Annotated in this window: 21 protein-coding genes; 13 read left to right on the plus strand and 8 right to left on the minus strand. The window is 60.1% G+C overall.

Translation table 11 applies throughout. The annotated features are described in order from the left end of the window. Window positions 1-12: 12 nt before the first annotated feature. Window positions 13-1,221: an ammonium transporter gene (locus HX855_RS06350; protein ID WP_177089179.1), complete on the minus strand. Its 1,209-nt coding sequence runs from the start codon at window positions 1,219-1,221 to the stop codon at window positions 13-15. Window positions 1,222-1,570: 349 nt separating this feature from the next. Between HX855_RS06350 and HX855_RS06355 the strand changes: the two genes are divergently transcribed. The 8 genes from HX855_RS06355 (at window position 1,571) to HX855_RS06390 (ending at window position 10,424) form a co-directional block, all read left to right on the plus strand. Next, a complete protein-coding gene (locus HX855_RS06355; protein WP_003209080.1) occupies window positions 1,571-1,885 on the plus strand; it encodes a YqjD family protein in 315 nt (104 codons plus the stop codon). 2 nt (window positions 1,886-1,887) lie between these two features. Continuing rightward, window positions 1,888-2,274, plus strand: coding sequence for a phage holin family protein (locus HX855_RS06360; RefSeq protein WP_177089180.1), 387 nt, complete (start codon window positions 1,888-1,890; stop codon window positions 2,272-2,274). Then, window positions 2,271-2,612, plus strand: a complete 342-nt coding sequence (locus HX855_RS06365; RefSeq protein WP_088426394.1) for a hypothetical protein — start codon at window positions 2,271-2,273, stop codon at window positions 2,610-2,612. The genes HX855_RS06360 and HX855_RS06365 overlap by 4 nt, the downstream gene beginning before the upstream one ends. A gap of 93 nt (window positions 2,613-2,705) precedes the next feature. Further along, a complete protein-coding gene (locus tag HX855_RS06370; RefSeq protein ID WP_177089181.1) occupies window positions 2,706-3,869 on the plus strand; it encodes an EAL domain-containing protein in 1,164 nt (387 codons plus the stop codon). A gap of 72 nt (window positions 3,870-3,941) precedes the next feature. Beyond that, window positions 3,942-5,273 (plus strand): deoxyguanosinetriphosphate triphosphohydrolase, encoded by a 1,332-nt coding sequence (locus HX855_RS06375; RefSeq protein ID WP_177089182.1) that lies wholly within the window; start codon window positions 3,942-3,944, stop codon window positions 5,271-5,273. Window positions 5,274-5,499: 226 nt separating this feature from the next. Next, a complete protein-coding gene (locus HX855_RS06380) occupies window positions 5,500-5,907 on the plus strand; it encodes a response regulator (protein ID WP_177089183.1) in 408 nt (135 codons plus the stop codon). A 249-nt stretch (window positions 5,908-6,156) separates the two neighbouring features. Beyond that, window positions 6,157-6,783 (plus strand): response regulator transcription factor, encoded by a 627-nt coding sequence (locus HX855_RS06385; protein WP_177089184.1) that lies wholly within the window; start codon window positions 6,157-6,159, stop codon window positions 6,781-6,783. 8 nt (window positions 6,784-6,791) lie between these two features. Continuing rightward, window positions 6,792-10,424, plus strand: a complete 3,633-nt coding sequence (locus HX855_RS06390) for a transporter substrate-binding domain-containing protein (RefSeq protein WP_177089185.1) — start codon at window positions 6,792-6,794, stop codon at window positions 10,422-10,424. 115 nt (window positions 10,425-10,539) lie between these two features. Here HX855_RS06390 and HX855_RS06395 read toward each other — a convergent pair whose 3' ends face one another. Then, window positions 10,540-11,022 carry a GAF domain-containing protein gene (locus HX855_RS06395; protein WP_177089186.1) on the minus strand — a complete coding sequence of 161 codons (483 nt, stop codon included), beginning with the start codon at window positions 11,020-11,022 and terminating at the stop codon, window positions 10,540-10,542. Beyond that, window positions 11,019-11,909 carry an ATP-binding protein gene (locus HX855_RS06400; RefSeq protein ID WP_177089187.1) on the minus strand — a complete coding sequence of 297 codons (891 nt, stop codon included), beginning with the start codon at window positions 11,907-11,909 and terminating at the stop codon, window positions 11,019-11,021. Before HX855_RS06400 ends, HX855_RS06395 begins: the two co-directional genes overlap by 4 nt. A 167-nt stretch (window positions 11,910-12,076) precedes the next feature. Between HX855_RS06400 and HX855_RS06405 the strand changes: the two genes are divergently transcribed. Next, window positions 12,077-14,386 (plus strand): response regulator, encoded by a 2,310-nt coding sequence (locus HX855_RS06405; protein ID WP_177089188.1) that lies wholly within the window; start codon window positions 12,077-12,079, stop codon window positions 14,384-14,386. Here the strand turns inward: HX855_RS06405 and HX855_RS06410 are convergent. The 3 genes from HX855_RS06410 to msrB form a co-directional block, all read right to left on the minus strand. Beyond that, the gene (locus HX855_RS06410; RefSeq protein WP_177089189.1) at window positions 14,370-14,822 is read right to left on the minus strand and encodes a MarR family winged helix-turn-helix transcriptional regulator; all 453 of its coding nucleotides are present in this window, start codon (window positions 14,820-14,822) and stop codon (window positions 14,370-14,372) included. The genes HX855_RS06405 and HX855_RS06410 overlap by 17 nt on opposite strands. Beyond that, on the minus strand, window positions 14,819-15,304 hold the full coding sequence (locus HX855_RS06415) for a glutathione peroxidase (RefSeq protein WP_177089190.1): 486 nt from the start codon (window positions 15,302-15,304) through the stop codon (window positions 14,819-14,821). Before HX855_RS06415 ends, HX855_RS06410 begins: the two co-directional genes overlap by 4 nt. Before the next feature lie 132 nt (window positions 15,305-15,436). After that, complete coding sequence (gene msrB, locus HX855_RS06420) at window positions 15,437-15,829, minus strand: peptide-methionine (R)-S-oxide reductase MsrB (protein ID WP_177089191.1); 393 nt, start codon at window positions 15,827-15,829, stop codon at window positions 15,437-15,439. Window positions 15,830-16,031: 202 nt separating this feature from the next. On the opposite strand from msrB, the gene HX855_RS06425 reads away from it, so the two are divergent. Beyond that, window positions 16,032-17,243 (plus strand): pyridoxal phosphate-dependent aminotransferase, encoded by a 1,212-nt coding sequence (locus HX855_RS06425; protein WP_177089192.1) that lies wholly within the window; start codon window positions 16,032-16,034, stop codon window positions 17,241-17,243. A gap of 314 nt (window positions 17,244-17,557) precedes the next feature. Continuing rightward, entirely contained in the window at window positions 17,558-18,445 is an 888-nt protein-coding gene (htpX, locus tag HX855_RS06430) for a protease HtpX (RefSeq protein ID WP_003209055.1), read from the plus strand. Between the two features lie 50 nt (window positions 18,446-18,495). On the opposite strand, the gene HX855_RS06435 is transcribed toward htpX, so the two are convergent. Beyond that, window positions 18,496-19,152 (minus strand): thiopurine S-methyltransferase, encoded by a 657-nt coding sequence (locus tag HX855_RS06435; RefSeq protein WP_177089193.1) that lies wholly within the window; start codon window positions 19,150-19,152, stop codon window positions 18,496-18,498. Window positions 19,153-19,254: 102 nt separating this feature from the next. Between HX855_RS06435 and HX855_RS06440 the strand changes: the two genes are divergently transcribed. Continuing rightward, window positions 19,255-20,022: a class III extradiol ring-cleavage dioxygenase gene (locus HX855_RS06440; protein ID WP_177089194.1), complete on the plus strand. Its 768-nt coding sequence runs from the start codon at window positions 19,255-19,257 to the stop codon at window positions 20,020-20,022. Between the two features lie 69 nt (window positions 20,023-20,091). Here HX855_RS06440 and HX855_RS06445 read toward each other — a convergent pair whose 3' ends face one another. Next, window positions 20,092-21,765: a DEAD/DEAH box helicase gene (locus HX855_RS06445; RefSeq protein ID WP_003209050.1), complete on the minus strand. Its 1,674-nt coding sequence runs from the start codon at window positions 21,763-21,765 to the stop codon at window positions 20,092-20,094. Window positions 21,766-22,187: 422 nt separating this feature from the next. On the opposite strand from HX855_RS06445, the gene HX855_RS06450 reads away from it, so the two are divergent. Further along, on the plus strand, window positions 22,188-22,979 hold the full coding sequence (locus HX855_RS06450) for a crotonase/enoyl-CoA hydratase family protein (protein ID WP_177089195.1): 792 nt from the start codon (window positions 22,188-22,190) through the stop codon (window positions 22,977-22,979). The last annotated feature ends 88 nt before the right edge of the window (window positions 22,980-23,067 follow it).

Raw genomic sequence — 23,067 nt, forward strand, 5'->3', positions numbered from 1 at the left:
GACCATGACCCCTCAGTCCTGGCTGACCGCCCCGATCTTGTGGATCGACAAATCCGCGCCGTAATACTCTTCTTCCTGACTCAAGCGCAGGCCGTAGACGCGCTTGATCACCCCATACACCAGGAACCCGCCGGCCAGCGCCACCCCCACACCCAACGCAGTGCCGATCAATTGGCTGATCAAACTGACGCCACCCAAACCGCCCAGGGCGGTCTGGCCGAATATCCCGCAGGCGATCCCGCCCCACACACCACACAGACCGTGCAGTGGCCACACACCCAACACGTCGTCGATCTTCCAGCGGTCCTGGGCGGCGATGAAGCACCAGACAAACAAGCCGCCCGCTACCACGCCCGTCACCAGCGCGCCTACCGGGTGCATCAGGTCGGAACCGGCACAGATCGCCACCAAGCCGGCCAACGGGCCGTTGTGCAAGAAACCAGGGTCGTTGCGCCCGATCACCAACGCCGCGACCGTGCCGCCGACCATGGCCATCAACGAATTGACCGCCACCAGCCCGCTGACCCCGGACAAGGTTTGCGCACTCATCACGTTGAAGCCGAACCAGCCGACGATCAGAATCCACGAGCCCAACGCGAGAAACGGGATGCTCGACGGCGCGAACGCCACCAGGCGCCCTTCCCGATAACGCCCTTGCCGTGGCCCCAGCAACAACACCGCCGCCAGCGCCAGCCAGCCGCCCATGGCGTGCACCACCACGCTGCCGGCAAAGTCATGGAAGCTGGCGCCGAAGGTAGCCAGCAACCAGGCTTGCAGGCCGTAGTTGCCGTTCCACACCATGCCTTCGAAAAACGGGTAGATGAACGCCACGATCAACGCAGTGGCACACAGTTGCGGAACAAAACGTGCACGCTCGGCAATACCCCCGGAAATGATCGCCGGGATCGCCGCAGCGAAGGTCAGCAGGAAGAAGAATTTCACCAGGCCATAGCCGTGGTCGGCGCTGATCACCGCCGCCGGTTGCATGAAGGTCACGCCGTAGGAGATCCAATAGCCTATAAAGAAATAGGCCAGTGTGGAGATGGCGAAATCACTGAGGATTTTCGACAGGGCGTTGACCTGGTTCTTCTGGCGCACGGTGCCAACTTCGAGGAAGGCAAAGCCGGCGTGCATGGCCAGGACCATGACGGCGCCAATCAGAATAAACAGCGTGTTGGAACTGTGGACGAGGGTGTCCACCGCGCTTTGCAAATTTTCCATGGAGAATGGCAGGCCTGCACATGCAGGAAAAAGCACCAAAGCAGTTCATAACCTTTGTGACGCGCACTAAATTGGCACCGACGGTGCCGACCCTCTTTTGAGGCCGTGAACCGCTTTAGCGCAGCGATCATTGATAAAGGCAGCGTCCGACCGGGTTTTTCCGCGAGTTTTAGTTATTTAGGGTAAGGTTTTTCAGGCTTTGAGCCACAACCGCCCGGATTCAGCGCAAGGCCCGAGGCCCGCGCACCAAGGCAAAGCAAAAGCTGTACCAGACAATTGCAGTGAACCTTCACCGATGCCGGTGACTCGAAACGAAAAGTAAACAGACCAGCCACTCACGGAGATAACCATGGCCAGAAAAACGGCAAAGACTGCTCAAGAAATATTGATGGCGGATTTTCAAACTCTGGTCAGCGATACCGAGAAGCTGCTGGACGACACCGCGATCCTCGCCGGTGACCAGGCGGACGAACTGCGCAGCAAGATTCACGAGAGCCTGCTCAAGGCCCGTGAGACCCTGCAACTGACCGAAGACTCTCTGCGCGAACGCGGCCAGGCGGCCGTCACCGCCACCGAAGACTATGTACAGGCCAACCCCTGGCAGTCCGTCGGCATCGCGGCCGGTGTGGGCTTTTTGATCGGCCTGCTGGCTACAAGGCGCTAATCATGTCTATCGGCGAATCCGGCTCGTCCACGGGCCCAAGTTCTTCTTCGCGGCGCCTGGGCGCGGCTGTCCTGGGTTTGCTGCACAGCCACGTCGAGCTGTTCGGCATCGAGTTGCAGGAGCAGAAATCCCGCACCGTGAGCCTGTTGCTGTTCGCCGGCCTGGCGCTGGTGTTTGCCCTGCTGTTGCTGGTGGGCTTGTCGGCGCTGGTGATGATTCTGGTGTGGGACACCTATCGCCTGACCGGGATCATTAGCCTGTGCGTGTTCTACATACTGGCCGCAGGGTTCTGCGGGTTGCGCCTGAAGGCGGCGGTGTTCGATGAGTCCACCCCGTTCCACGCCACCCTCGAAGAGCTGGCCAATGACCGGGAGCGCCTGCTGCCATGAGCCTGACTGAATTGCCGCACAACACGTCCCGGCGGGAGATGCGCAAGGCGTTGATTCGCCTGCGCATGGAAATGCATCGCCAGGAAATTCGTCACGAGTCCCAGCAACTGATGCTGCCGCTGCAAAAGGTCCGCAACATGGGCCAGAGCTGGCAGGACGGTTTTGGCATCAAGCACGCGCCGCTGTGGGGCGTAGGCGTGGTGACACTGCTGGGCTTTCTTACCGGAAAAGGCGCCAAGGGCGGCGGAATCGGCACCATGACCCGCCTGGTGCGGCTTGGCGCCGGCCTGATCCCGCTGATCAAATTGGCCATGCAGGGTGCTTCGCGCAAAAGTTGAGCCGCGCTGGCTGCATTCTTGCAAACAGATCAGGCCCGGCCCTCTCCATCGAGGGCCGGGCCTTTTTCATTTCCGGTCTTTTAAGGAGGCCCTGTGATCGACGGGCAACCGCTCGCCTGCTTCCAGCCATTTATCGACACCGCCACCGGCCGCATCGCCGGCGTGGAAGCCTTGGGCCGACTGCGCCAGGCGGATGGGCAACTGCGCTCGGTGGGTCCGTTGTTTGCCGACCCGCGCACGCCCTCTCCGGCCCTGCGCCGCCTGGACCGGCAGATCCGCGACAACGCCCTGAGCCGCCTGCACGAAGCCCCGGAAGACTGGTTCCTCAGCCTGAACATCTCGCCACGCTGGATCACCCGCCTGCGCCCGGGCCAGGCATTGCCGAGCCTGAAACAATTACAGGTGCATCACGTCGATCCGCGCCGCATCGTGTTCGAGATCACGGAACTGGGGGGCGATATCCTGCGCCTGGCCGAAGTGGTGGAGCGCTACCGCGAGGCCGGGGCGCGGATTGCCATTGATGACTTTGGCGCCGGCTATTCCCAGCTGGACCGGGTATTGGCCCTGCAACCGGACATCCTCAAGCTGGACATGCGCCTGTTCCAGGCCGCAGCCCGGGGCGGCCCCAGCGGAGAAGTGGTGCGGGCGCTGGCGCAAATGGCGGAAAAAACCGGCTGCTGGATCATTGCCGAAGGCGTGGAAACCGAAACACAGCTGAATTTCGCCCTGGAATGCGGTTCGCGTTATGTCCAGGGCTACCTGTTTGCCCAGGCCCAACTGGACTGGTTCGACACTGACGCGTTCGTGCCGCGCTTCGCCCAACTGCGCACCGGCTATGTGCAACAGAAGCTGGCCGAGCGTGGCCGGATCATGCTGCTGCGCCAACAACTGGCCGAGCTGATGCAGATCCTGCAAACCTGGGCGCAGGCCCAGGCGCCCCTGAGCCAACTGCCGCAATTGCCGGCGTTTCCCTGGCTGCTGCGTTTTTACCAGTGTGATCGGCACGGCACGCAACTGACACCCAATTTCGAATGGCACCAGGGCGCCTGGCAAGCCGACAGCCGCTACCTGGGCCACAACTGGTCATGGCGCCCGTACTTTTACCACCTGCTGGCCGAGGGTTGGGAGGAGCGGCGGCTGACCCTGTCGTCGACCTATCGCGATGCCACGACCAACCAATACTGCCTGACGGCCGGACAATTCTTTGATAATGGTCAGCGCCTGCTGTTAATCGATATCGACGCCGCCGGCCTGTAGTTTTTCGCTTGCGAAGGCCTGGCTGAACCGGGAAGCTGGGGGGTGTCATTCACCGCACGGAGAGTACCCGCCTTGGATTGGCCCACCCTGCTTACCCGCGAACGCCTTGGAAAACCCCTGCACAGCCCGGAAGAACTGGGCCGCAGCCCGTTTCACAAAGACCACGACCGCATCATTTTTTCCGGTGCGTTTCGCCGCCTGGGCCGCAAGACCCAAGTGCACCCGGTGTCCAGCAACGACCACATCCACACCCGGCTGACCCACTCCCTGGAGGTCAGTTGCGTCGGGCGGTCCCTGGGCATGCGCGTGGGCGAGACGATCCGCAGCGCCCTGCCCGACTGGTGCGACCCGAGTGACCTGGGCATGGTGGTGCAATCGGCCTGCCTGGCCCATGACATCGGCAACCCGCCTTTCGGACATTCCGGTGAAGACGCGATCCGGCATTGGTTCCAACAGGCTTCGGGGCGTGGCTGGCTGGATGACATGAGCAACGCCGAGCGCAATGATTTCCTCAATTTCGAAGGCAATGCCCAGGGGTTCCGGGTACTCACCCAGCTCGAATACCACCAGTTTGATGGGGGCACCCGGCTGACCTACGCCACCTTGGGCACGTACCTGAAGTACCCTTGGACCGCCCGCCACGCCGACTCCCAGGGCTACAAGAAACACAAGTTCGGCTGCTACCAGAGCGAATTGCCGATTCTCGAACAGATCGCCCAGAAGCTCGGCTTGCCGCAACTGGAAGAACAGCGCTGGGCCCGCCACCCGCTGGTGTACTTGATGGAGGCCGCCGACGATATCTGCTACGCGCTGATCGATCTCGAAGATGGCCTGGAAATGGAGCTGCTGGAATACGCCGAGGTGGAGTCATTGCTGCTGGACCTGGTGGGCGACGACTTGCCGCAAACCTATCGGCAACTCGGGCCCCTGGATTCCCGGCGACGCAAGCTGGCGATCCTGCGGGGCAAGGCCATCGAGCACCTGACCAACGCCGCGGCACGGGCATTCGTTGAACAGCACGACGCATTGCTGGCCGGTACCCTGCCGGGAGACCTTGTCGAACATATGCACGGCCCCGCCAAGCGCTGCGTACTGGATGCCAAGGACATGGCCCGCAAGAAGATCTTCCAGGACAAGCGCAAGACCCTGCATGAAATCGGCGCCTACACGACCCTGGAAATCCTCTTGAACGCGTTCTGCGGCGCCGCCCTGGAACAACATGGCGGGCGTACCCCGTCGTTCAAGAACCGGCGCATCCTTGACCTGCTGGGCAATAGCGCGCCGGACCCGGCGTGGCCATTGCACACCTCCTTCCTGCGCATGATCGATTTCATCGCCGGCATGACCGACAGCTACGCCAGTGAAATGGCCCGCGAAATGACCGGGCGCTCCAGCCCGCAATAAACCCTGGCCCTGGCGTATGGCCAGGGCTACTTTTCAAAAAGAATCGCCCTACGAACGGAACAGAGCGGCCTGATCGAAGTCCTTCCCCGCCGCGATGAATAATCGCGCGCTCTGACCGCAGCCTTCATCCCACGCCTGTACCCGATAGCTGGCGGGGCCATTAACTTCTTGCTACACGCCCTGGCGGAGCGTCTTCAGGGCCCATGTCCTTCTCATGGAAACTCCCATGTTCGAACAACTTCGTATCCTGTTGGTGGAGGATCACCCCTTTCAGTTACTGGCGACCCAGTGCTTGCTGCGAAACTATGGCTACCACGACCTGGCCCTCGCTGAAAATGCCGAACAGGCAATGCGGCTGATGACACAAACCGAAACGCCATTCGATATTCTGCTCTGTGACCAATGCTTGCCAGACCTGCCCGGGCTGGAGTTGATCGAAATCGCCAGCCGCCGTGGCTTTACAAGAAGCGCGATATTACTCAGCAGCCTGCCCGTGAACGAATTGGATAACCTCAAGGCGCAGGCATTGCGCAATAACTTTCCTTTGCTGGGTTACTTGTCGAAGCCGTTGAACCACCTTGAACTGAGCGAACTTGTACGCCAATTCCCGCTCCTTGGGCCAACCGAAAAGTAGGACGTTAAACACCCGACCACGACGAAAACGCCTTATTGTAAAACCGCTCTGCCGCTGCCACTTACATTCAATTTCTTTCCGCGCAGATTCCTTACACCTGAATAATAAAGACCCAGCAAAGCGTAATCCCTTGCTTTTTTTATTGTAGGAATATTCTTGTTTTACGATTGTTCCACGTTAGGTTCATCCTCCTTCATTGCCATGTGAGCTAATGTGCCGACTTTATTTGCGCTTGTATGGGATTTGATCATGAACTCAGTTTTTATTATCGACGACCACCCCGTTATCCGACTTGCCATTCGAATGTTGTTAGAACACGAAGGCTATAAAGTAGTTGGAGAGGCGGATAACGGTTGTGATGCGATACAAATGGTCAAGGAGTGCCAGCCGGACCTGATCATTCTTGATATCGGCATTCCGAAACTCGACGGACTGGAAGTGCTGTGCCGGTTCAACGCCATGAGTACACCGACCAAGACATTGATCCTGACCGCTCAGACACCCAAGCTCTTTGCCACACGGTGCATGCGCTCCGGTGCGGACGGTTATGTCTGCAAGGAAGGTGACTTGAGCGAGTTGCTCAGCGCCATCAGGGCGGTCTTGTCAGGTTACAACTACTTCCCGAGCCAGGCCCTTAATGGCAATAACAATGAAACAGATTGCAATGAAGAGCTTGAGCTTTTCAAAGTAGTCAATGACCGCGAACTCATGGTCTTACAACTCTTCGCCCAAGGCCGGACAAACAAGGAAATAGCCAAGGGCATGTTTCTCAGCAACAAAACGGTAAGCACCTACAAAAAAAGGCTCATGCAAAAACTAAAAGCCAAATCCTTGGTAGAACTTATCGAGATGGCAAAACGTAACGCGCTAGTGTGAGAAACCGGATGCCCAGGCGTATAAAGGACTATCTAATCATATTGAGTATCGGGGTGTGCCTCAGCACTTCCGTGCCTGCCGAACAAGCGGTCCCCGAGCAATACGCACTGCTGGGGCGTGCCGGTGCCGTTCAACTGGACACCCCACTGAACAAGACACAGCGCCAGTGGCTGCAAAACAAGCGCGAATTGATACTGGGTACCTCCGGGCCAGACTATCCGCCCTTCGACATCACTTCCAGCGGGCGTGACTATGAAGGGTTGACCGCCGACTACGCCGGCCTGGTGGCCAGGACCCTGGCAATCCCGCTGAAGGTATTGCGCTACGCCACCCGGGAAGCCGCGATCCAGGCACTGGAAAACGGCGAGATCGACTTTCTTGGGTCCGCCAACGGTTTCGAGGCCAGAAGTTCCACTATCGCCCTGTCATTGCCCTACGCGGTGGATCAGCCGGTACTGGTCACCCGCGAAGGCGAACACCGCAACCTGGGTGACGGTCTGGCGGGCCTGCGCCTGAGCCTTGTCTACCACTACCTGCCCATGGAAGAGGTGCAAGCGCTGTATCCAAAAGCAACCATCCACGCCTACCCGTCCTATCAAAATGCATTGAATGCGGTGGCATTCGACCAGGCCGATGTATTCCTGGGCGACACCATTTCCACTCATTACATGATCAACAAGGGTTACCTGAGAAATATCCGCATGGCCAACTTCGGCAAGCACGAGGCCCATGGATTCAGCTTCGCCTTGCGCAAGGATCAACCCATTCTCCTGAGCATCGTCGATTCAGTGCTCGATGGCGTATCGACCTATGAACGCGACAGCATCGCCAAACGCTGGAGCGCAGGCAGCGATATCCTGCTGACCGACCGCAAGCTGCAACTGACCCTGCGCGAAGAGCGCTGGCTCAAGGAAAATCCGGTGGTGAAGGTCGTCGTCAACGAAACCTTTGCCCCTCTTACATTCTTTGATACCGACGGCAACTTCCGGGGCGTCACTGCCGACCTGCTTGAGCTGATCCGGCTGCGAACCGGCCTGCGCTTCGAGATTGAACATGTGCGTGACGTCGCCAGCATGATTGATCTGGTTCATTCCGGCGCCGCCGACATCATCGGCGCAATCACCCCCAGCACGGGGCGCGAGTCCCTGCTGAACTTCAGCCGGCCCTACCTGGAAAACTCCTACGTACTGCTGACCCGCAAAGAGACGGGTGCGCCCGCAAGCCTTCAACAGATGGCCGGCAAGCGCCTGGCGATCACCCAGGGCAATCCGCTGGAAAAGTTCCTGCGCCAGGAGTTCGCCCAGATCAACCTGGTGGAAACCGGTGATACCTTCAAGGCATCCGAACTCTTGGCGCAGGGCCAGGTGGACGGCGCGGTGAACCCGTTGGTGATCGCCAACTACTTCCTGTCGTCACCGGTTTTCCAGGACAAACTGCAGATCAGTTCCAGCATCGGCACCTTGCCGGCAACGTTTGCCCTGGCGACGTCCCGTCACGCCACCGAACTGAGTTCGATCCTCGACAAGGCGTTGCTCAGCATCGCGCCGGACGAGCTGACGGCAATCAACAGCCGCTGGCGCGGCTACAACGCGGCCTCCGATGGCTACTGGCGCAACTATCACCGCCTGATTGCCCAGATCATCATCGGCACCGGGCTGCTGTTGTTGATTTCCCTGACCTGGAACGGCTACCTGCAGCGCCAGATCAAGCACCGAAAACTGGCCGAGCGCGCCCTCAACGACCAGTTCGAATTCATGCGCGCACTGGTCAATGAAACACCGCATCCGATCTATGTGCGTGACCACAACGGCTTCCTGCAGACCTGCAACGACAGCTACCTGCAGACGTTCGGCGTCAAGCGCGAAGACGTCATCGGCAAGAGCATCACCCAGATGAGCATGGCCCTGGAAACGGAGGCGGTTCAGTACCATGCCGACTATCAACAGGTCGTTGCCGAAGGCAAGCCGCTGATCCTTGATCGCACCCTGCATGTTCAAGGTAAAAAACTCACGATCTACCACTGGATTCTTCCGTACCGTGATTCCATGGGCGAGGTCCAGGGCATCATTGGCGGCTGGATCGATATCAGCGAACGGCGCCAGCTGTTCGATGAGCTTCGCGCGGCCAAGGAGCGCGCCGACGAAGCGAACCGCGCGAAAAGTACCTTTCTGGCCACCATGAGCCACGAAATCCGCACCCCCATGAACGCCGTGATCGGCATGCTGGAGTTGACCCTCAAGCGTGCCGACCAGGGGCACCTGGATCGCCCGGCCATCGAGGTGGCCTACAATTCCGCCAAGGACCTGCTGGAACTGATCGGTGACATTCTGGATATCGCACGCATCGAATCCGGCCGGCTAAGCCTCGCTCCGGAGCGGGTCAACCTGCGCGAGGTGATCGAGTCGGTGGTGCGCGTATTCGATGGCCTGGCGCGCCAGAAAACCCTGAGCCTGGTGCTGGAGTTCACCCCCGACGTCGACGACACCGACGTACTGATCGACCCGTTGCGATTCAAGCAGGTGCTTTCGAACCTGGTGAGCAATGCGATCAAGTTCACCGAACGCGGGCAGGTGAAGATCAAGGTGCAACTGAAGGCCACCGGGCAACCTCAACAGATAGAGATGAAGCTGGTCGTGGAAGACACCGGCATCGGGATCAATCGCGAAGACCAGTTGCGCCTGTTCGAACCGTTTGCCCAAGCCGACAACTCCGGGCACCTGGCCAGGAGCGGTGCCGGCCTCGGCCTGGTGATTTGTCGCAGCCTGTGCGCAATGATGGGCGGGCAATTGAGCCTCAGCAGCGTCCCCATGGTGGGTACCCAGGTCCACGTCAGCCTGAAGATGAGCAGCCTGCAGCCGGTCAAGGCCGTCGACAGGCAGGAGCCTGCCGCGACCACGCCAGCACCGGTTCTCAATGTACTGGTGGTGGACGACCATCCGGCAAACCGCCTGCTCATGTGTCAGCAATTGGGCTTCCTGGGCCATCAGTTCACCGCTGCGCAACACGGCGCAGCAGGCTTTCAAGCCTGGCGCCAGGAGCATTTCGACCTGGTGATTGCCGACTGCAATATGCCCATCATGAATGGCTACGAGTTGAGCCGTTCCATTCGCGAGTACGAACAACGCGAGCAAAAAACACCCTGTGTGATACTCGGTTTCACGGCCAACGCCCAACCAGAGGAGAAACAGCGCTGCTTCGATGCAGGCATGAATGAGTGCCTGTTCAAACCCATCAGCCTCACGGCGCTGGAGCAGCACCTGGCACAGGTCGATCCCCTGCCGACCCATAACGTGTTCACCCTTCAAAGCCTGGACGCGATGACGGGCGGCGATCAAGCGTTGAGCCGGCGCTTGCTTGAAGAGTTGCTCAGCAGCAGCAGGCATGATCGAGTCGAGCTGATGGCCCTGCTGGCTCGACAGGCTGCCCCCCAAGACCTGATCGAGCAGGCACACAAGATCAAGGGCGCCTCACGGATCATCCAGGCAGATAATTTGGCCGGGCAATGCGAAAACCTCGAACAGGCCTGCGGCCAGGGCGAGAATCGACACGTTATCGAAGCGGGCATCAAGGCCATGGAGAAATCCATGCTTGAGCTGGAGAGGATGCTGCAGATGCAACTGGACGCTGTGGACCGCCAATAGTCTGTGGGAGCGGGCTTGAACGCGAACATCGTCAACGATAACGCGGGGCATCCGATGCCCCGCGTTATCCCTGGCTGCTTCGCGAGCAAGCTCGCGCCTACACAGGGTCACCCCATCAGCAATCGGTCAACCGCAGGAAAATCGCCGCCAACTGCTCAATGCCGGCCTGATCCTGCGGGGTAAACCGCGACAGCGATGGACTGTCCAGGTCCAGCACACCAATCAATCGTCCTTCCTTGACCAGCGGGACGACCAGCTCGCTGTTCGACGCGCTGTCACAGGCGATATGCCCCGGGAAGGCGTGCACGTCCTCCACCCGCTGGGTTTGCCGCGAGGCCGCTGCCGCGCCGCACACACCACGACCAAAGGGGATGCGCACACAGGCGATCTGCCCCTGAAAGGGCCCGAGCACCAGCTCCTCATCGCGGTTGAGGTAGAAGCCCGCCCAGTTCAAGTCGTCCAGCTGATTGAACAGGAATGCGGAAAACTGCGCAGCATTGGCAATAAAGTCCCGCTCATCTGCCAGCAACGATTCCAGTTGTGCATGGAGCATGGCGTAACCATCAAGGCCGGTTCCGGCCTCTTGCAAATCGATCATGGCTGACGCTCCAGCAATTTGAGGCCCACCCAATAGCGGGCGAACTGATAGGCACAACGGCCGTTGCGATTGCCACGCCCGGTGGCCCAGCGCACGGCCAGGATGTCCAGCGCTTCGTCACGCTGCCACTGCAAACCGGCCTTGCTCGCCAACTCTCCGATCCAGTGTTCCACCACATCCAGGAAGTGCTCCTGATTGAATGGGTAAAACGACAGCCACAGGCCGAAACGGTCAGACAGGGCGATCTTGTCCTCCACCGCTTCGTTGGGATGCAGCTCGCCGTCCACTGTCTTCCAGTTCTCGTTATCGCTCTGGTTCTCGGGCACCAGGTGGCGACGGTTGGAGGTGGCATACAGCAAGACGTTTTCCGGTGCCTGCTCCAGGGAGCCGTCGAGCACGCTCTTGAGCACGCGGTAATCGCTTTCGCCGGCTTCGAAGGACAGGTCATCGCAGAACAGCACAAAGCGCTGTGGCAATTTGATCAGCTGTTCGACCACCCGCGGCAAGTCCGCCAGGTGATCGCGCTCGATCTCGATCAGGCGCAACCCGGCCTTGGCATGCTGGGCCAGCAAGGCGCGCACCATGGACGACTTGCCGGTACCGCGCGAGCCCCACAGCAACGCATGGTTGGCCGGCAGGCCATCGAGAAACTGCTGGGTATTGCGGGCCAGTTGCTCACGCTGTTTATCCACGCCGATCAAGTCAGACAGGCGCATGTCCAGGCTGACTTCCAGAGGCAACAAAAAGCCGCTGCGGCCTTCGCGCTGCCAGCGGGCAGCCAGGCAATGGTTCCAGTCAACGGCTTCGCGCGGGGCAGGCAACAAGGGTTCCAGGCGGGCAAGTACCGCGTCGGCACGCTCCAGAAAAGCATTCAATCGAGAATCCACGACTATTCCTCTGGCAAGTTCTTGTAAAAGATGGCGTATTGGCAACCCTGAGGCAGACCACACAGGGCTGCACCGAATAAAATCGATTCATGCCGGGCAAGTTTGAGCCTGTGGATGTTCAGCTATGCTTGCCGGGCGAAAGGAAACGTAAAGTGGTACCGCACCCGATGGATATCAAGTTCGCCCACCGCTTGTCTTATAAACAAGCCAGACTGACAGTGCTGGTCGGATTCGTCTTGGGAACCTTGCTCAGCCTGATTCAGATCGGGATTGATTATGCCAGCGAAGACGCTTCCATCAACCGTGAAATACGCGCGCTGATTGAAATCAGTCATAACCCGGCTTCGCGCATCGCCTATAACATCGACGCCGAGCTGGCTCAGGAACTGACCCTGGGCCTGCTGCACTCCCCTGCCATTACCCGCGCACAATTGGTCGACAACAACGGTTTGGTGCTGGCCGACGTCAATCGCCCCCGCAAGGAAAGCCCCTACCGCCCCATCAGCGACTTTCTGTTTGGCGCCAACCGCCAATTCGAAGACCGGCTGTTCCTCGCCCACATGCCCAATGACGCCCTCGGCGTACTGCGCCTGGAGGTTGACCCCTACGCGTTCGGCAGCCGTTTCCTGCGCCGCGCCGAAATCACCTTGCTCAACGGTTTCGCCCGCAGCCTGATCCTCATCGGGATCCTGTTGGCGCTGTTCTACGTGATGCTGACCAAGCCGCTGGTGGGCATTATTCGCGAGCTGAGCTCCCGCAAGCATGAGCGCCTGGACTGCCCGCCGGGACACGAACACGACGAGATCGGCGTGCTGGTCAACGTGGCGAACCAGCAGTTTGAAAACATGGAGACCGAAATCCAGCAACGCCGGCACGCCGAAAATCGCCTGACGGAATACCTCGGGCAACTGGAAGACATCGTTTCCGCGCGTACCACCGAACTCAAGGCCATCAACCAGCGCCTGACCCTGTCGAACGACGAACTGGAAGCGGCGAAGATGACGGCCTTGGGCATGGCTCAGGCACGGGCCGCCTTCCTGGCCAACATGAGCCACGAAATCCGTACCCCCCTCAACGGATTGCTGGGGATGATCGCCCTCTCCCTCGACAGCCCGCTGAATGCCGAGCAGCGCCAGCAGCTGTCGATCGCCCATGACTCGGGCAAAGTGCTGGTAGAGCTGCTCAACGATATCCTCGACCTGTCCAAGTTCGACGCCGGTCAGTTGGAGCTGGAAAGCATCCCGTTCGACCTCGGCTCGCTGGTGGAAGACACCGCCAACCTGCTCTCGCAAAACGCCGCCCCCAGTGTCGAGTTGACGTGCCTGATCGACCCGCTGTTTCCCGCCCAGGTACTGGGCGACCCGACACGGGTACGGCAGATTGTCAGCAATTTGCTGTCCAACGCCCTCAAGTTCACCCGTTTTGGCCGGGTGGACGTGCGCCTCAGCGCGCAGGCCGGCAGGGTCAGGATCGAGGTGTGTGATACCGGTATCGGCATCGCCCAGGACGCTCAGGTCAAGATTTTCCAGCCGTTCACCCAAGCGGGTGCGGGCATCACCCGCCAGTTTGGCGGGACCGGCCTGGGCCTGGCGCTGACCCACAACCTGTGCGAAGCCATGAAGGGACGTCTGAGCATCAGCTCCGAGGCAGGCTTTGGCAGCCAGTTCTGCGCAGACCTGCCACTGCCCACGCATCTGCCGGCTGTGCGCCTGGCGCCGTTGGCCGGGGACGTGATTGCGATCACCAGCACCAGCAGTGGCCTGGCGGAACTGCTCACCAGCCTGTTGCCGAGTTGGAGCCTGGCGCCGCGCTGCTACTCCATCGACGATGACTTGAGCGGGCAGAACCCTGACCTGCTGATCACCGACTGCCCCGAATGCCTGTTTCGCCTGCGCCCGGGGATCACCGCACCGATCCTGGTGGTGACCGCCTACGGCAACTTCATGCCCAGCGAAGAAGTCGCGGCCCTGGCACCCCTGCAGCAACAGGCCCGGCCCCTGAGCCGCACGGCGCTGTATCAGATTCTGCAACGCAACTTGCGCACCGATCCAGACGTGGTCCTCGACCTGACTCAACTGGAAACCGGCCCACTCGCTCACCGGGCGCGCATCCTGCTGGTGGAAGACAATCCGGTCAATCAGTTGGTGGCCAAGGGCATGCTCGGCAAGCTCGGGTGCGAGGTGATCGTCGCCGCCCACGGTGGTGAAGCCCTCAAGCGGCTGGAAGAACAGAGCTTCGACATGGTGTTGATGGACTGCAACATGCCGGTGATGGATGGCTATGAAGCCAGCCGGCAGATCCGTCGCAGCGGGCGCTGGCCGGAACTGCCGATTGTCGCCTTGACTGCCAATGCCATGTCGGAGGAGCGCGAGCGCTGCCGGGCGGCAGGCATGAATGATTACCTGGCCAAGCCGTTTCGCCGTGAAGAGCTCAAGACCCTGCTCGACCTGTGGGTGCCGACTACGACAAGTCTTTGATTTGCCGCAACAGCTGATCCAGGCCGTCACGCAAGGCATCGGCCTGGTTCAGATCAACCCCGCTGTCACACAACAGCCGCGCCTTCAGCGGTAGCACCCGGGCACGCAACTGCTGGCCCCCGGCCGTCAGGCTCAGGTGCATTTCACGCTCATCCAGTGCACTGCGCTGACGCCTGACCAGGGCGAGTTGCTCCAGGCGCTTGAGCAACGGCGTCAGCGTGCCGGAATCCAGCAACAACCGCTCGCCCAAGGCCTTGACCGTGGGCTGTGGCAAGGCTGCATCCTGCCACTCCCACAACACCAGCATCACCAGGTATTGCGGGTACGTCAGGCCCAACTGATCGAGCATTGGCTTGTAGGCCCGGGTCACCGCGCGAGAGGCGGCGTAGAGCTTGAAGCACAGTTGGTCGTCGAGGGCCAGGGACAGGTCGGTCATTTGAGCAGGGCTTCAATCTCTTGGGTCAGGTCCTGGGGCTTGGTGGTCGGAGCAAAACGCTTGACCATCTTGCCGTCACGGCCGATCAGGAACTTGGTGAAGTTCCACTTGATGCCCTTGGAACCCAGCAAACCCGGGGCCTGTTTTTTAAGCTGCACAAACAACGGATGGGCCTCGCTGCCGTTGACGTCGATCTTCTTGAACAACGGGAAGCTCACACCGAAGTTCAGCTCGCAAAATTCGGAGATGGCCCCTTCATTGCCCGGTTCCTGTTTGCCGAACTGGTTGCAGGGAAAGCCCAGCACCACCAGGCCCTGGTCCTTGTAGTGCTGCCAAAGCTCCTCCAGCCCCTTGTATTGCGGGGTGAACCCGCATTTGCTGGCGGTGTTGACCACGAGAATCGCCTTGCCGGCGAAATCGGCCAAGGTCTTTTGCTCACCCTTGATGGTGGTGCAAGGGATGCTCAGCAGGTTGTCGCTCATGGCAATGCCTCGAAAGAGATAGGAAGAACCGAAAGATAGTAGGCAATTCAATTGTGTGCAATTTAATTACCCGGACTTATACCTCGATATAACAGCCCCGGCGGGCGCAAAGGCCCGCAGGAGGTCCAGGGTTTAGCGTGGCACCAGGTCCAGGCACACCGAATTGATGCAATAACGCAAACCGGTCGGCGGCGGACCGTCCGGGAACACGTGCCCCAGGTGCGCATCACACTTGGCGCAGGTGACTTCAGTGCGGACCATGCCGTGGCTGATATCCCGAATCTCGACCATCGCCTGCTCGGCAATCGGCGCGTAGAAGCTGGGCCAGCCGCAGCCGGAGTCAAACTTGGCGTTCGAATCGAACAGCGGCTCATTGCAGCAGATGCAGTGGTAGACGCCATCGGTCTTGGTGCCGTTGTACTTGCCGCTGAACGGTCGTTCGGTGCCCTTGAGGCGGCACACGTTGTACTGCTCCGGATCGAGCATGGCCTTCCATTCATCAACGGTTTTCTGCAACTTTTCCATCGGTACACCTCGGCAACTGAAAAAGCCTGATCTGTGTCTTTTCCATGGATCAGGCGGCACGTATGATTGCGCCTCGTCAAAGCGCCAGTCTGGCACCCGCGTTACCGGCATTCAAACGTATTTATGGGTCAGGCCAACGCAGGATTCTCAGCACGGTAGTCTTCACACCGTCTGGATCGTTCATTTTCAGGATCACATCGCCATGCAGGTCAGCAAATCGAACAAGCTCGCCAACGTCTGCTACGACATTCGCGGCCCGGTGCTCAAGCACGCCAAACGCCTGGAAGAGGAAGGCCATCGCATCCTCAAGCTGAACATTGGCAACCCGGCCCCCTTTGGTTTCGAAGCGCCGGAAGAAATCCTCCAGGACGTGATCCGCAACCTGCCCACTGCCCAAGGCTACAGCGACTCCAAGGGCCTGTTCAGTGCCCGCAAGGCCGTCATGCAGTACTACCAGCAAAAGCAGGTTGAAGGTGTCGGCATCGAAGACATCTACCTGGGCAACGGCGTGTCCGAACTGATCGTGATGTCCATGCAGGCCCTGCTCAACAACGGCGACGAAGTGCTGGTGCCGGCCCCTGACTACCCGCTGTGGACCGCCGCCGTAACACTGGCCGGTGGCCATCCGGTGCATTACCTGTGTGACGAGGGCGCCGACTGGTTCCCGGACCTGGCCGACATCAAGGCCAAGATCACGCCGAACACCAAGGCCCTGGTGATCATCAACCCGAACAACCCCACCGGCGCCGTCTATTCCAAGGAAGTGTTGCTGGGCATGCTCGAACTGGCCCGCCAGCACAACCTGGTGGTGTTCTCCGACGAGATCTACGACAAGATTCTGTACGACGACGCGGTGCACATCTGCACCGCCTCCCTGGCCCCGGACCTGTTGTGCCTGACCTTCAACGGCCTGTCGAAATCCTACCGGGTGGCGGGTTTCCGTTCCGGCTGGATCGCGATTTCCGGGCCCAAGCACAATGCCCAGAGCTATATCGAAGGCATCGACATGCTGGCCAACATGCGCCTGTGTGCCAACGTGCCGAGCCAGCACGCGATCCAGACCGCGCTGGGCGGCTACCAGAGCATCAACGACCTGGTACTGCCGCAAGGCCGCCTGCTGGAGCAGCGCAACCGCACCTGGGAGCTGCTGAACGCGATTCCGGGTGTCAGCTGCGTCAAGCCCATGGGCGCGCTGTATGCCTTCCCGCGCATCGACCCGAAAGTGTGCCCGATCTTCAACGACGAGAAGTTCGTACTCGACCTGCTGCTGTCGGAAAAGCTGCTGGTGGTCCAGGGTACGGCGTTCAACTGGCCGTGGCCGGATCACTTCCGGGTGGTCACCCTGCCGCGGGTGGATGACCTGGAGATGGCCATCGGTCGTATCGGTAACTTCCTGAAGTCCTATCGCCAGTAATGGACATTGCGCTGTACGGCCCGCCAGCGGTCGTACAGCGATTATCTGGCAACACTTCTTTGCCCTGCGCGGGCCGCTTTCGCTTTTACGCTCACCGGCTCCCCCCTGGCTCGGGCACCACCCTATAATTACAGGGCCGCAAGGTCATGGAGCGGGACTCTCGAGCCATCCCAAGCCTCGGAAATTCCCTTCAAGGCTCTACATTCAGGCTGTAGGACACAGTTTGAAATAGTCCCTCGGTTGAATAGCCCCATGCCGCACCTTATATACCCCGCAGTACGCGACATATTAAGCATGAGGAGAATTCTACAACCATGATGCGCATTCTGCTGTTCTTGGCCACTAACCTGGCGGTGGTGCTGATTGCCAGCATCACGCTGAGCCTGTTCGGCTTCAATGGGATCATGGCGGCCAACGGGGTTGATCTGAACCTCAATCAGCTGCTGATCTTCTGTGCAGTCTTTGGTTTTGCCGGTTCGATTTTCTCGCTGTTCATCTCCAAGTGGATGGCGAAGATGAGCACCAGCACCCAGATCATCACCCAGCCACGCACCCGGCATGAGCAATGGCTGCTGCAAACCGTCGAGCAATTGTCCCGCGAAGCCGGGATCAAGATGCCCGAAGTCGGGATTTTCCCGGCCTATGAAGCCAACGCCTTCGCCACCGGCTGGAACAAGAACGACGCGCTGGTAGCCGTCAGTCAGGGCTTGCTGGAGCGGTTCTCGCCCGACGAGATCAAGGCAGTGCTGGCCCACGAGATCGGCCACGTGGCCAACGGTGACATGGTGACCCTGGCTCTGGTGCAGGGCGTGGTGAACACCTTTGTGATGTTCTTTGCACGGATCATCGGCAACTTCGTTGACAAGGTGATCTTCAAGAACGAACAGGGCCAAGGCATGGCCTACTACGTGGCGACCATCTTCGCCGAACTGGTGCTGGGCTTCCTCGCCAGCTCGATCGTGATGTGGTTCTCGCGCAAACGGGAGTTCCGCGCAGACGAAGCCGGCGCACGCCTGGCCGGTACCGGCGCAATGATCAGCGCCCTGCAACACCTGCGCTCCGAACAGGGCTTGCCGGTGCACATGCCGAACACCCTGACGGCCTTTGGCATCAACGGTGGCATCAAGCAGGGCATGGCTCGCCTGTTCATGAGCCACCCACCGCTGGAAGAGCGGATTGACGCGCTGCGTCGTCGCGGCTGATAGCGACTAAAAAAGGGGCGATTCAATCGCCCCTTTTTTGTGGCCGCGATTCAGCCCCAGGCCAACCGGTAAACCCGCTCGTCCAGGCGTGTGACACCGTCCTGAACAAACTTCCAGCTTTCCCCAAGAATGTCCTGTTCCTCCAGTACATCCAGGCGCCAGTGCGGGCCCAGTAGCCACTTCACTTCCTCGTCGCTCACCGCAAACGGCGGGCCAGCCTTCTGCGTCTGTTCATAATCGAGGGTGACCAACAAGCCACGACTGCCTCTCGTCAGGATCCGGTTCAAGTGCGCGGCATACTGCTCCCGCATCAACGGCGGCAAGGCAATCAACGCCGCACGGTCGTAAAGCGCCGCGCCGCCAGCCACCGCGTCGGCATCCAGCGCGAAGAAATCCCCACACCACACCTCGATGGCGCCTGCCTGAAACACCTTGAATGCACCTCGCTGACGGATCTGAGGCGTCAGTTCCTGCTCGCTGAAGAACTCTTCAACGGCCTTTTCCGACAGTTCAACCCCCATCACCCGATGCCCTACACTCGCCAGCCATACCAGGTCCAGGCTCTTGCCGCACAACGGCACCAGCACCTGCGCCCCGCTCGCCACACCCAGGCCGGGCCAATGCCGCAGCAGGTAAGGGTTCACCTCAGGCAGATGGAAGCCCGTCTGATTACGCGCCCAACGCTCATGCCAAAATCCAGGCTCCATAATTCACCCTAAAAATTAGATCAAATAGCGCTAAAACTTATATTAGATTTAGATCAATGATCTGATTGAAGATGGTCCCATCTTAACCCTCAGGACTCGATCATGCTCCCCAGCCTGTTTATCTCCCACGGTTCGCCCATGCTCGCCCTGCAACCCGGCGCCAGCGGCCCGGCACTCAAGCGCCTGGCCGCCGAGCTGCCACGGCCCAAAGCCATTGTGGTGGTCTCGGCACACTGGGAAAGCCAGGGTTTACTCGTGACGGGCAGCGCCGCACCCGAGACCTGGCACGACTTCGGCGGCTTCCCGCGCGAACTGTTTGCAGTGCAGTACCCGGCGCCGGGCGACCCGCAACTGGCCGCTCACATTGTGCAATTGCTCAAGGCTGATGGCCTGGAGGCACGCATTGATGACCAGCGCCCCTTCGACCATGGCACCTGGGTGCCTCTGTCACTGATGTACCCGGCCGCTGATATTCCGGTGGTACAAGTATCGCTGCCAAGCCGCATGGGCCCTGCCCTGCAAACCCGTGTCGGCCACGCACTGGCGAGCCTGCGGGAGCAACGCGTGCTGCTGATCGGTTCCGGCAGCATCACCCATAACCTCGGGGAACTGGACTGGCACGCCGGGCCGGAGAGCATCGAGCCCTGGGCCCGGGATTTTCGCGATTGGATGGTCAGCAAACTGGCCGACAACGACGAAGCGGCCCTGCATGACTATCGCCGCCAGGCACCTCATGCCGTGCGCAGCCATCCCAGCGACGAGCATTTGCTGCCGCTGTATTTCGCCCGGGGCGCCGGTGGTGAGTTCAGCGCCGCCCACCAAGGCTTCACGCTGGGCGCGCTGGGCATGGATATCTATCGTTTCGCTTGATCACAGGCAAAAAAAATCCCCGAACCAGTCGGGGATTTTTTATGTTCGATCAATCAGCCCAGGGGCGGATCAATCTTCGCGGTAGCGACGCAGCTTCAACTGCTTACCGGCAACGCGAGTGTCCTTCAGCTTGGTCAGGAGTTTCTCCAGACCATCTTCCGGCAGCTCCACCAGGGAGAAGCTGTCACGCACCTGGATGCGACCGATCGCTTCACGTGCCAGGCCACCCTCGTTGAGGATAGCGCCCAGCAGGTTCTTGGCAGCGATGCCATCACGCGCGCCCAGCGCGGTACGGCAGCGGGCACGGCCTTCAGCCAATGGAACCGGAGCACGACGCTCACGATCACCACGGTCCGGACGGTCACCGGTACGCTCTGGACGATCACCGCGCGGGGCGTTGTTCGGTACCAGTGGGCGTTCTTTCTCGATGGCAGCCAAGGTCAGGGCCTGACCGTTGGTCGCCTTGCGCAGCAGGGCTGCAGCCAGGGCACGCGGGGTGCAACCGATATCGGCAGTCAGGCGGTCCAGCAGATCACCGTGGGTCGATTCAGCGTCAGCCACCAGCGGCGACAGGCTGTTGGTCAGTTTCTTGATGCGGGCATCGAGAACGGCCTGGGCATCCGGCAGGCGGACTTCGGCAACTTTCTGACCGGTTACACGCTCGATCACTTGCAGCATGCGGCGCTCACGTGGAGTCACCAGCAGCAGTGCACGACCTTCGCGGCCCGCACGGCCGGTACGGCCGATACGGTGAACGTAGGACTCTGGATCGTAAGGCATGTCAACGTTGAACACGTGGGTGATACGTGGAACGTCGAGGCCACGGGCAGCAACGTCGGTCGCCACAACGATGTCCAGACGGCCATCCTTGAGGGAGTCGATGACGCGCTCACGTTGGTTCTGGGCAATGTCACCGTTCAGCGCAGCGGCTTTGTAGCCTTTGGCTTCCAGGGCACTGGCCAGGTCCAGGGTCGCTTGCTTGGTGCGCACGAACATGATCAGGGCGTCGAAGTCTTCGACTTCCAGCAGGCTCAATACAGCCGAGGTCTTCTGGTCAGCGTGAACCAACAGGTGAGCCTGTTCGATCGCGGTAACGGTCTGAGTCTTGGTCTGGATTTTCACGTGTTGCGGATCGCGCAGGTGGCGTTCGGCAATGGCACGGATCGACTGTGGCAGGGTAGCCGAGAACAGTACGGTCTGACGGGTGGCTGGCAGTGCCTTGAAGATGACTTCCAGGTCGTCCATGAAGCCCAGCTTGAGCATTTCGTCAGCTTCGTCCAGAACCAGGTGGTTCACGGTCGACAGGACTTTTTCGTCGCGACGCAGGTGGTCGCACAGACGGCCCGGCGTGGCGACAACGATCTGTGCGCCGTTACGGATTGCTTTCAGTTGTGGGCCCATAGGCGCGCCGCCGTAAACGGCCACAACGGTAACGCCCGGCATTTGCTTGGCGTAGGTTTCGAAAGCGGTTGCTACTTGCAGCGCCAACTCACGGGTTGGCGCCAGGATCAGGGCTTGCGGCTCGCGCTTGGCAGGATCGATGCAGTGCAGGATTGGCAGGGCGAACGCGGCGGTTTTACCGGTACCGGTTTGCGCTTGGCCAATCATGTCTTGGCCGGCCATGATGATCGGGATCGATTGCTGCTGAATAGCCGAAGGTTCTTCGTAGCCAGTCGCGATGACGGCAGCAAGAATATTCGGGTTAAGATTAAAAGCGGCGAAGCCGCCGGTTTCCTGGGTCATGGGTCTGCCTCTAAGTGCATCCGCAAAGACCCATGCTCCAAAGCTGCGCATGCCGTGTTGAGACTCAAGAGTCGCCCTGGCTGCTTTGTCGGCGGGGATTTGCGAAAACGAATGAATGAAAAAGATTCGTCAAGGGAGAGTCCGCTGTGCGGACGTGCAGCCGAAGCTGACTTCGGGGAATTGCGCTACCTAAACGCGGCCCGGTTAAAGGCCGGCGCGCACTATACCGGAAATCGCTGAAAAAGGGAGCTTTTTTTATCGGAAAACACAGGTAAACGGCTCTGCATCAAAGGCTTTGCGCTTCCAGGCAGCAGGGTCTATTTTTCAAAGGCCCGGCCCTGCTGGTCATGACGCTTAAACGGTTCACCCCTAACAGCGGGCCCTTCGGTCCGAAACCTCCTTTGCGCCCGAGGGCACACGCCATGAACCCAGCCACCAGCAGCCGCGTCAGCCGTGAACAGCAGGGCCATATCTTGTTGCTGGGCCTGGATCGCGTGGCCAAGCGCAATGCGTTTGACCTGGAATTGCTCAATGAATTGAGCCTGGCGTATGGCGAATTTGATCGTAATGAGGAGGCGCGGGTAGCCATTGTGTTTGGGCATGGCGACCACTTTACCGCCGGGTTGGACCTGGCCAATGTGGGGCCAACCATGGCGCAGGGCTGGCAGCCGCCGCTGGGTGGCTGTGATCCGTGGGGTGTTTTTGCCGGGCCCCGGGTCAGCAAGCCGGTGATTGTGGCGGCCCAGGGCTACTGCCTGACCATCGGTATAGAGCTGATGCTGGCGGCGGATATCAATCTGTGTGCCAGCAACACTCGCTTTGCGCAGATGGAGGTGCAGCGTGGGATTTTTCCTTTTGGGGGCGCGACGTTGCGGTTTCATCAGGTCGCAGGGTGGGGGAATGCCATGCGCTGGCTGCTCACTGGGGATGAGTTTGATGCCCACGAAGCGCTGCGGTTGGGGTTGGTGCAGGAGGTGATGGCCAGCGAGGATCTGCTGCCCCGGGCGGTGGTCTTGGCGAACCGTATTGCACAGCAGGCGCCGTTGGGGGTGCAGGCGACGCTGATGTCGGCGCGACAGGCGCGCATGGAGGGGGAGACAGCAGCGGCGGCCGGGTTGCCGGTGTTGGTGGAGAAGCTGCTTAACAGTGAAGATGCCAAGGAGGGTGTGCGGGCGATGGTCGAGAAGCGGCCCGGGGTGTTTAGGGGCTGTTGATGCCGGGGTGGGGCCTGGGGTCGGGTTTTATGGTGTACATATCCGTTGCTGCGGTAACGGCCGCTATGGGGGTGTCAGAAATTTTGTG

Origin of the sequence: Pseudomonas sp. IPO3778, assembly GCF_013386825.1 — a bacterium.
Classification (GTDB): domain Bacteria; phylum Pseudomonadota; class Gammaproteobacteria; order Pseudomonadales; family Pseudomonadaceae; genus Aquipseudomonas.

Coding starts and splice junctions, on each gene's coding strand:
- HX855_RS06405 (WP_177089188.1), top strand. CDS start 12,077: ATGGATATCAAGTTCGCCCACCGCTTGTCTTATAAACAAGCCAGACTG.
- HX855_RS06425 (WP_177089192.1), top strand. CDS start 16,032: ATGCAGGTCAGCAAATCGAACAAGCTCGCCAACGTCTGCTACGACATT.
- msrB (WP_177089191.1), bottom strand. CDS start 15,829: ATGGAAAAGTTGCAGAAAACCGTTGATGAATGGAAGGCCATGCTCGAT.
- HX855_RS06445 (WP_003209050.1), bottom strand. CDS start 21,765: ATGACCCAGGAAACCGGCGGCTTCGCCGCTTTTAATCTTAACCCGAAT.
- HX855_RS06410 (WP_177089189.1), bottom strand. CDS start 14,822: ATGACCGACCTGTCCCTGGCCCTCGACGACCAACTGTGCTTCAAGCTC.
- HX855_RS06380 (WP_177089183.1), top strand. CDS start 5,500: ATGTTCGAACAACTTCGTATCCTGTTGGTGGAGGATCACCCCTTTCAG.
- HX855_RS06450 (WP_177089195.1), top strand. CDS start 22,188: ATGAACCCAGCCACCAGCAGCCGCGTCAGCCGTGAACAGCAGGGCCAT.
- HX855_RS06385 (WP_177089184.1), top strand. CDS start 6,157: ATGAACTCAGTTTTTATTATCGACGACCACCCCGTTATCCGACTTGCC.
- HX855_RS06390 (WP_177089185.1), top strand. CDS start 6,792: ATGCCCAGGCGTATAAAGGACTATCTAATCATATTGAGTATCGGGGTG.
- HX855_RS06435 (WP_177089193.1), bottom strand. CDS start 19,152: ATGGAGCCTGGATTTTGGCATGAGCGTTGGGCGCGTAATCAGACGGGC.
- htpX (WP_003209055.1), top strand. CDS start 17,558: ATGATGCGCATTCTGCTGTTCTTGGCCACTAACCTGGCGGTGGTGCTG.
- HX855_RS06365 (WP_088426394.1), top strand. CDS start 2,271: ATGAGCCTGACTGAATTGCCGCACAACACGTCCCGGCGGGAGATGCGC.
- HX855_RS06440 (WP_177089194.1), top strand. CDS start 19,255: ATGCTCCCCAGCCTGTTTATCTCCCACGGTTCGCCCATGCTCGCCCTG.
- HX855_RS06355 (WP_003209080.1), top strand. CDS start 1,571: ATGGCCAGAAAAACGGCAAAGACTGCTCAAGAAATATTGATGGCGGAT.
- HX855_RS06395 (WP_177089186.1), bottom strand. CDS start 11,022: ATGATCGATTTGCAAGAGGCCGGAACCGGCCTTGATGGTTACGCCATG.
- HX855_RS06360 (WP_177089180.1), top strand. CDS start 1,888: ATGTCTATCGGCGAATCCGGCTCGTCCACGGGCCCAAGTTCTTCTTCG.
- HX855_RS06350 (WP_177089179.1), bottom strand. CDS start 1,221: ATGGAAAATTTGCAAAGCGCGGTGGACACCCTCGTCCACAGTTCCAAC.
- HX855_RS06415 (WP_177089190.1), bottom strand. CDS start 15,304: ATGAGCGACAACCTGCTGAGCATCCCTTGCACCACCATCAAGGGTGAG.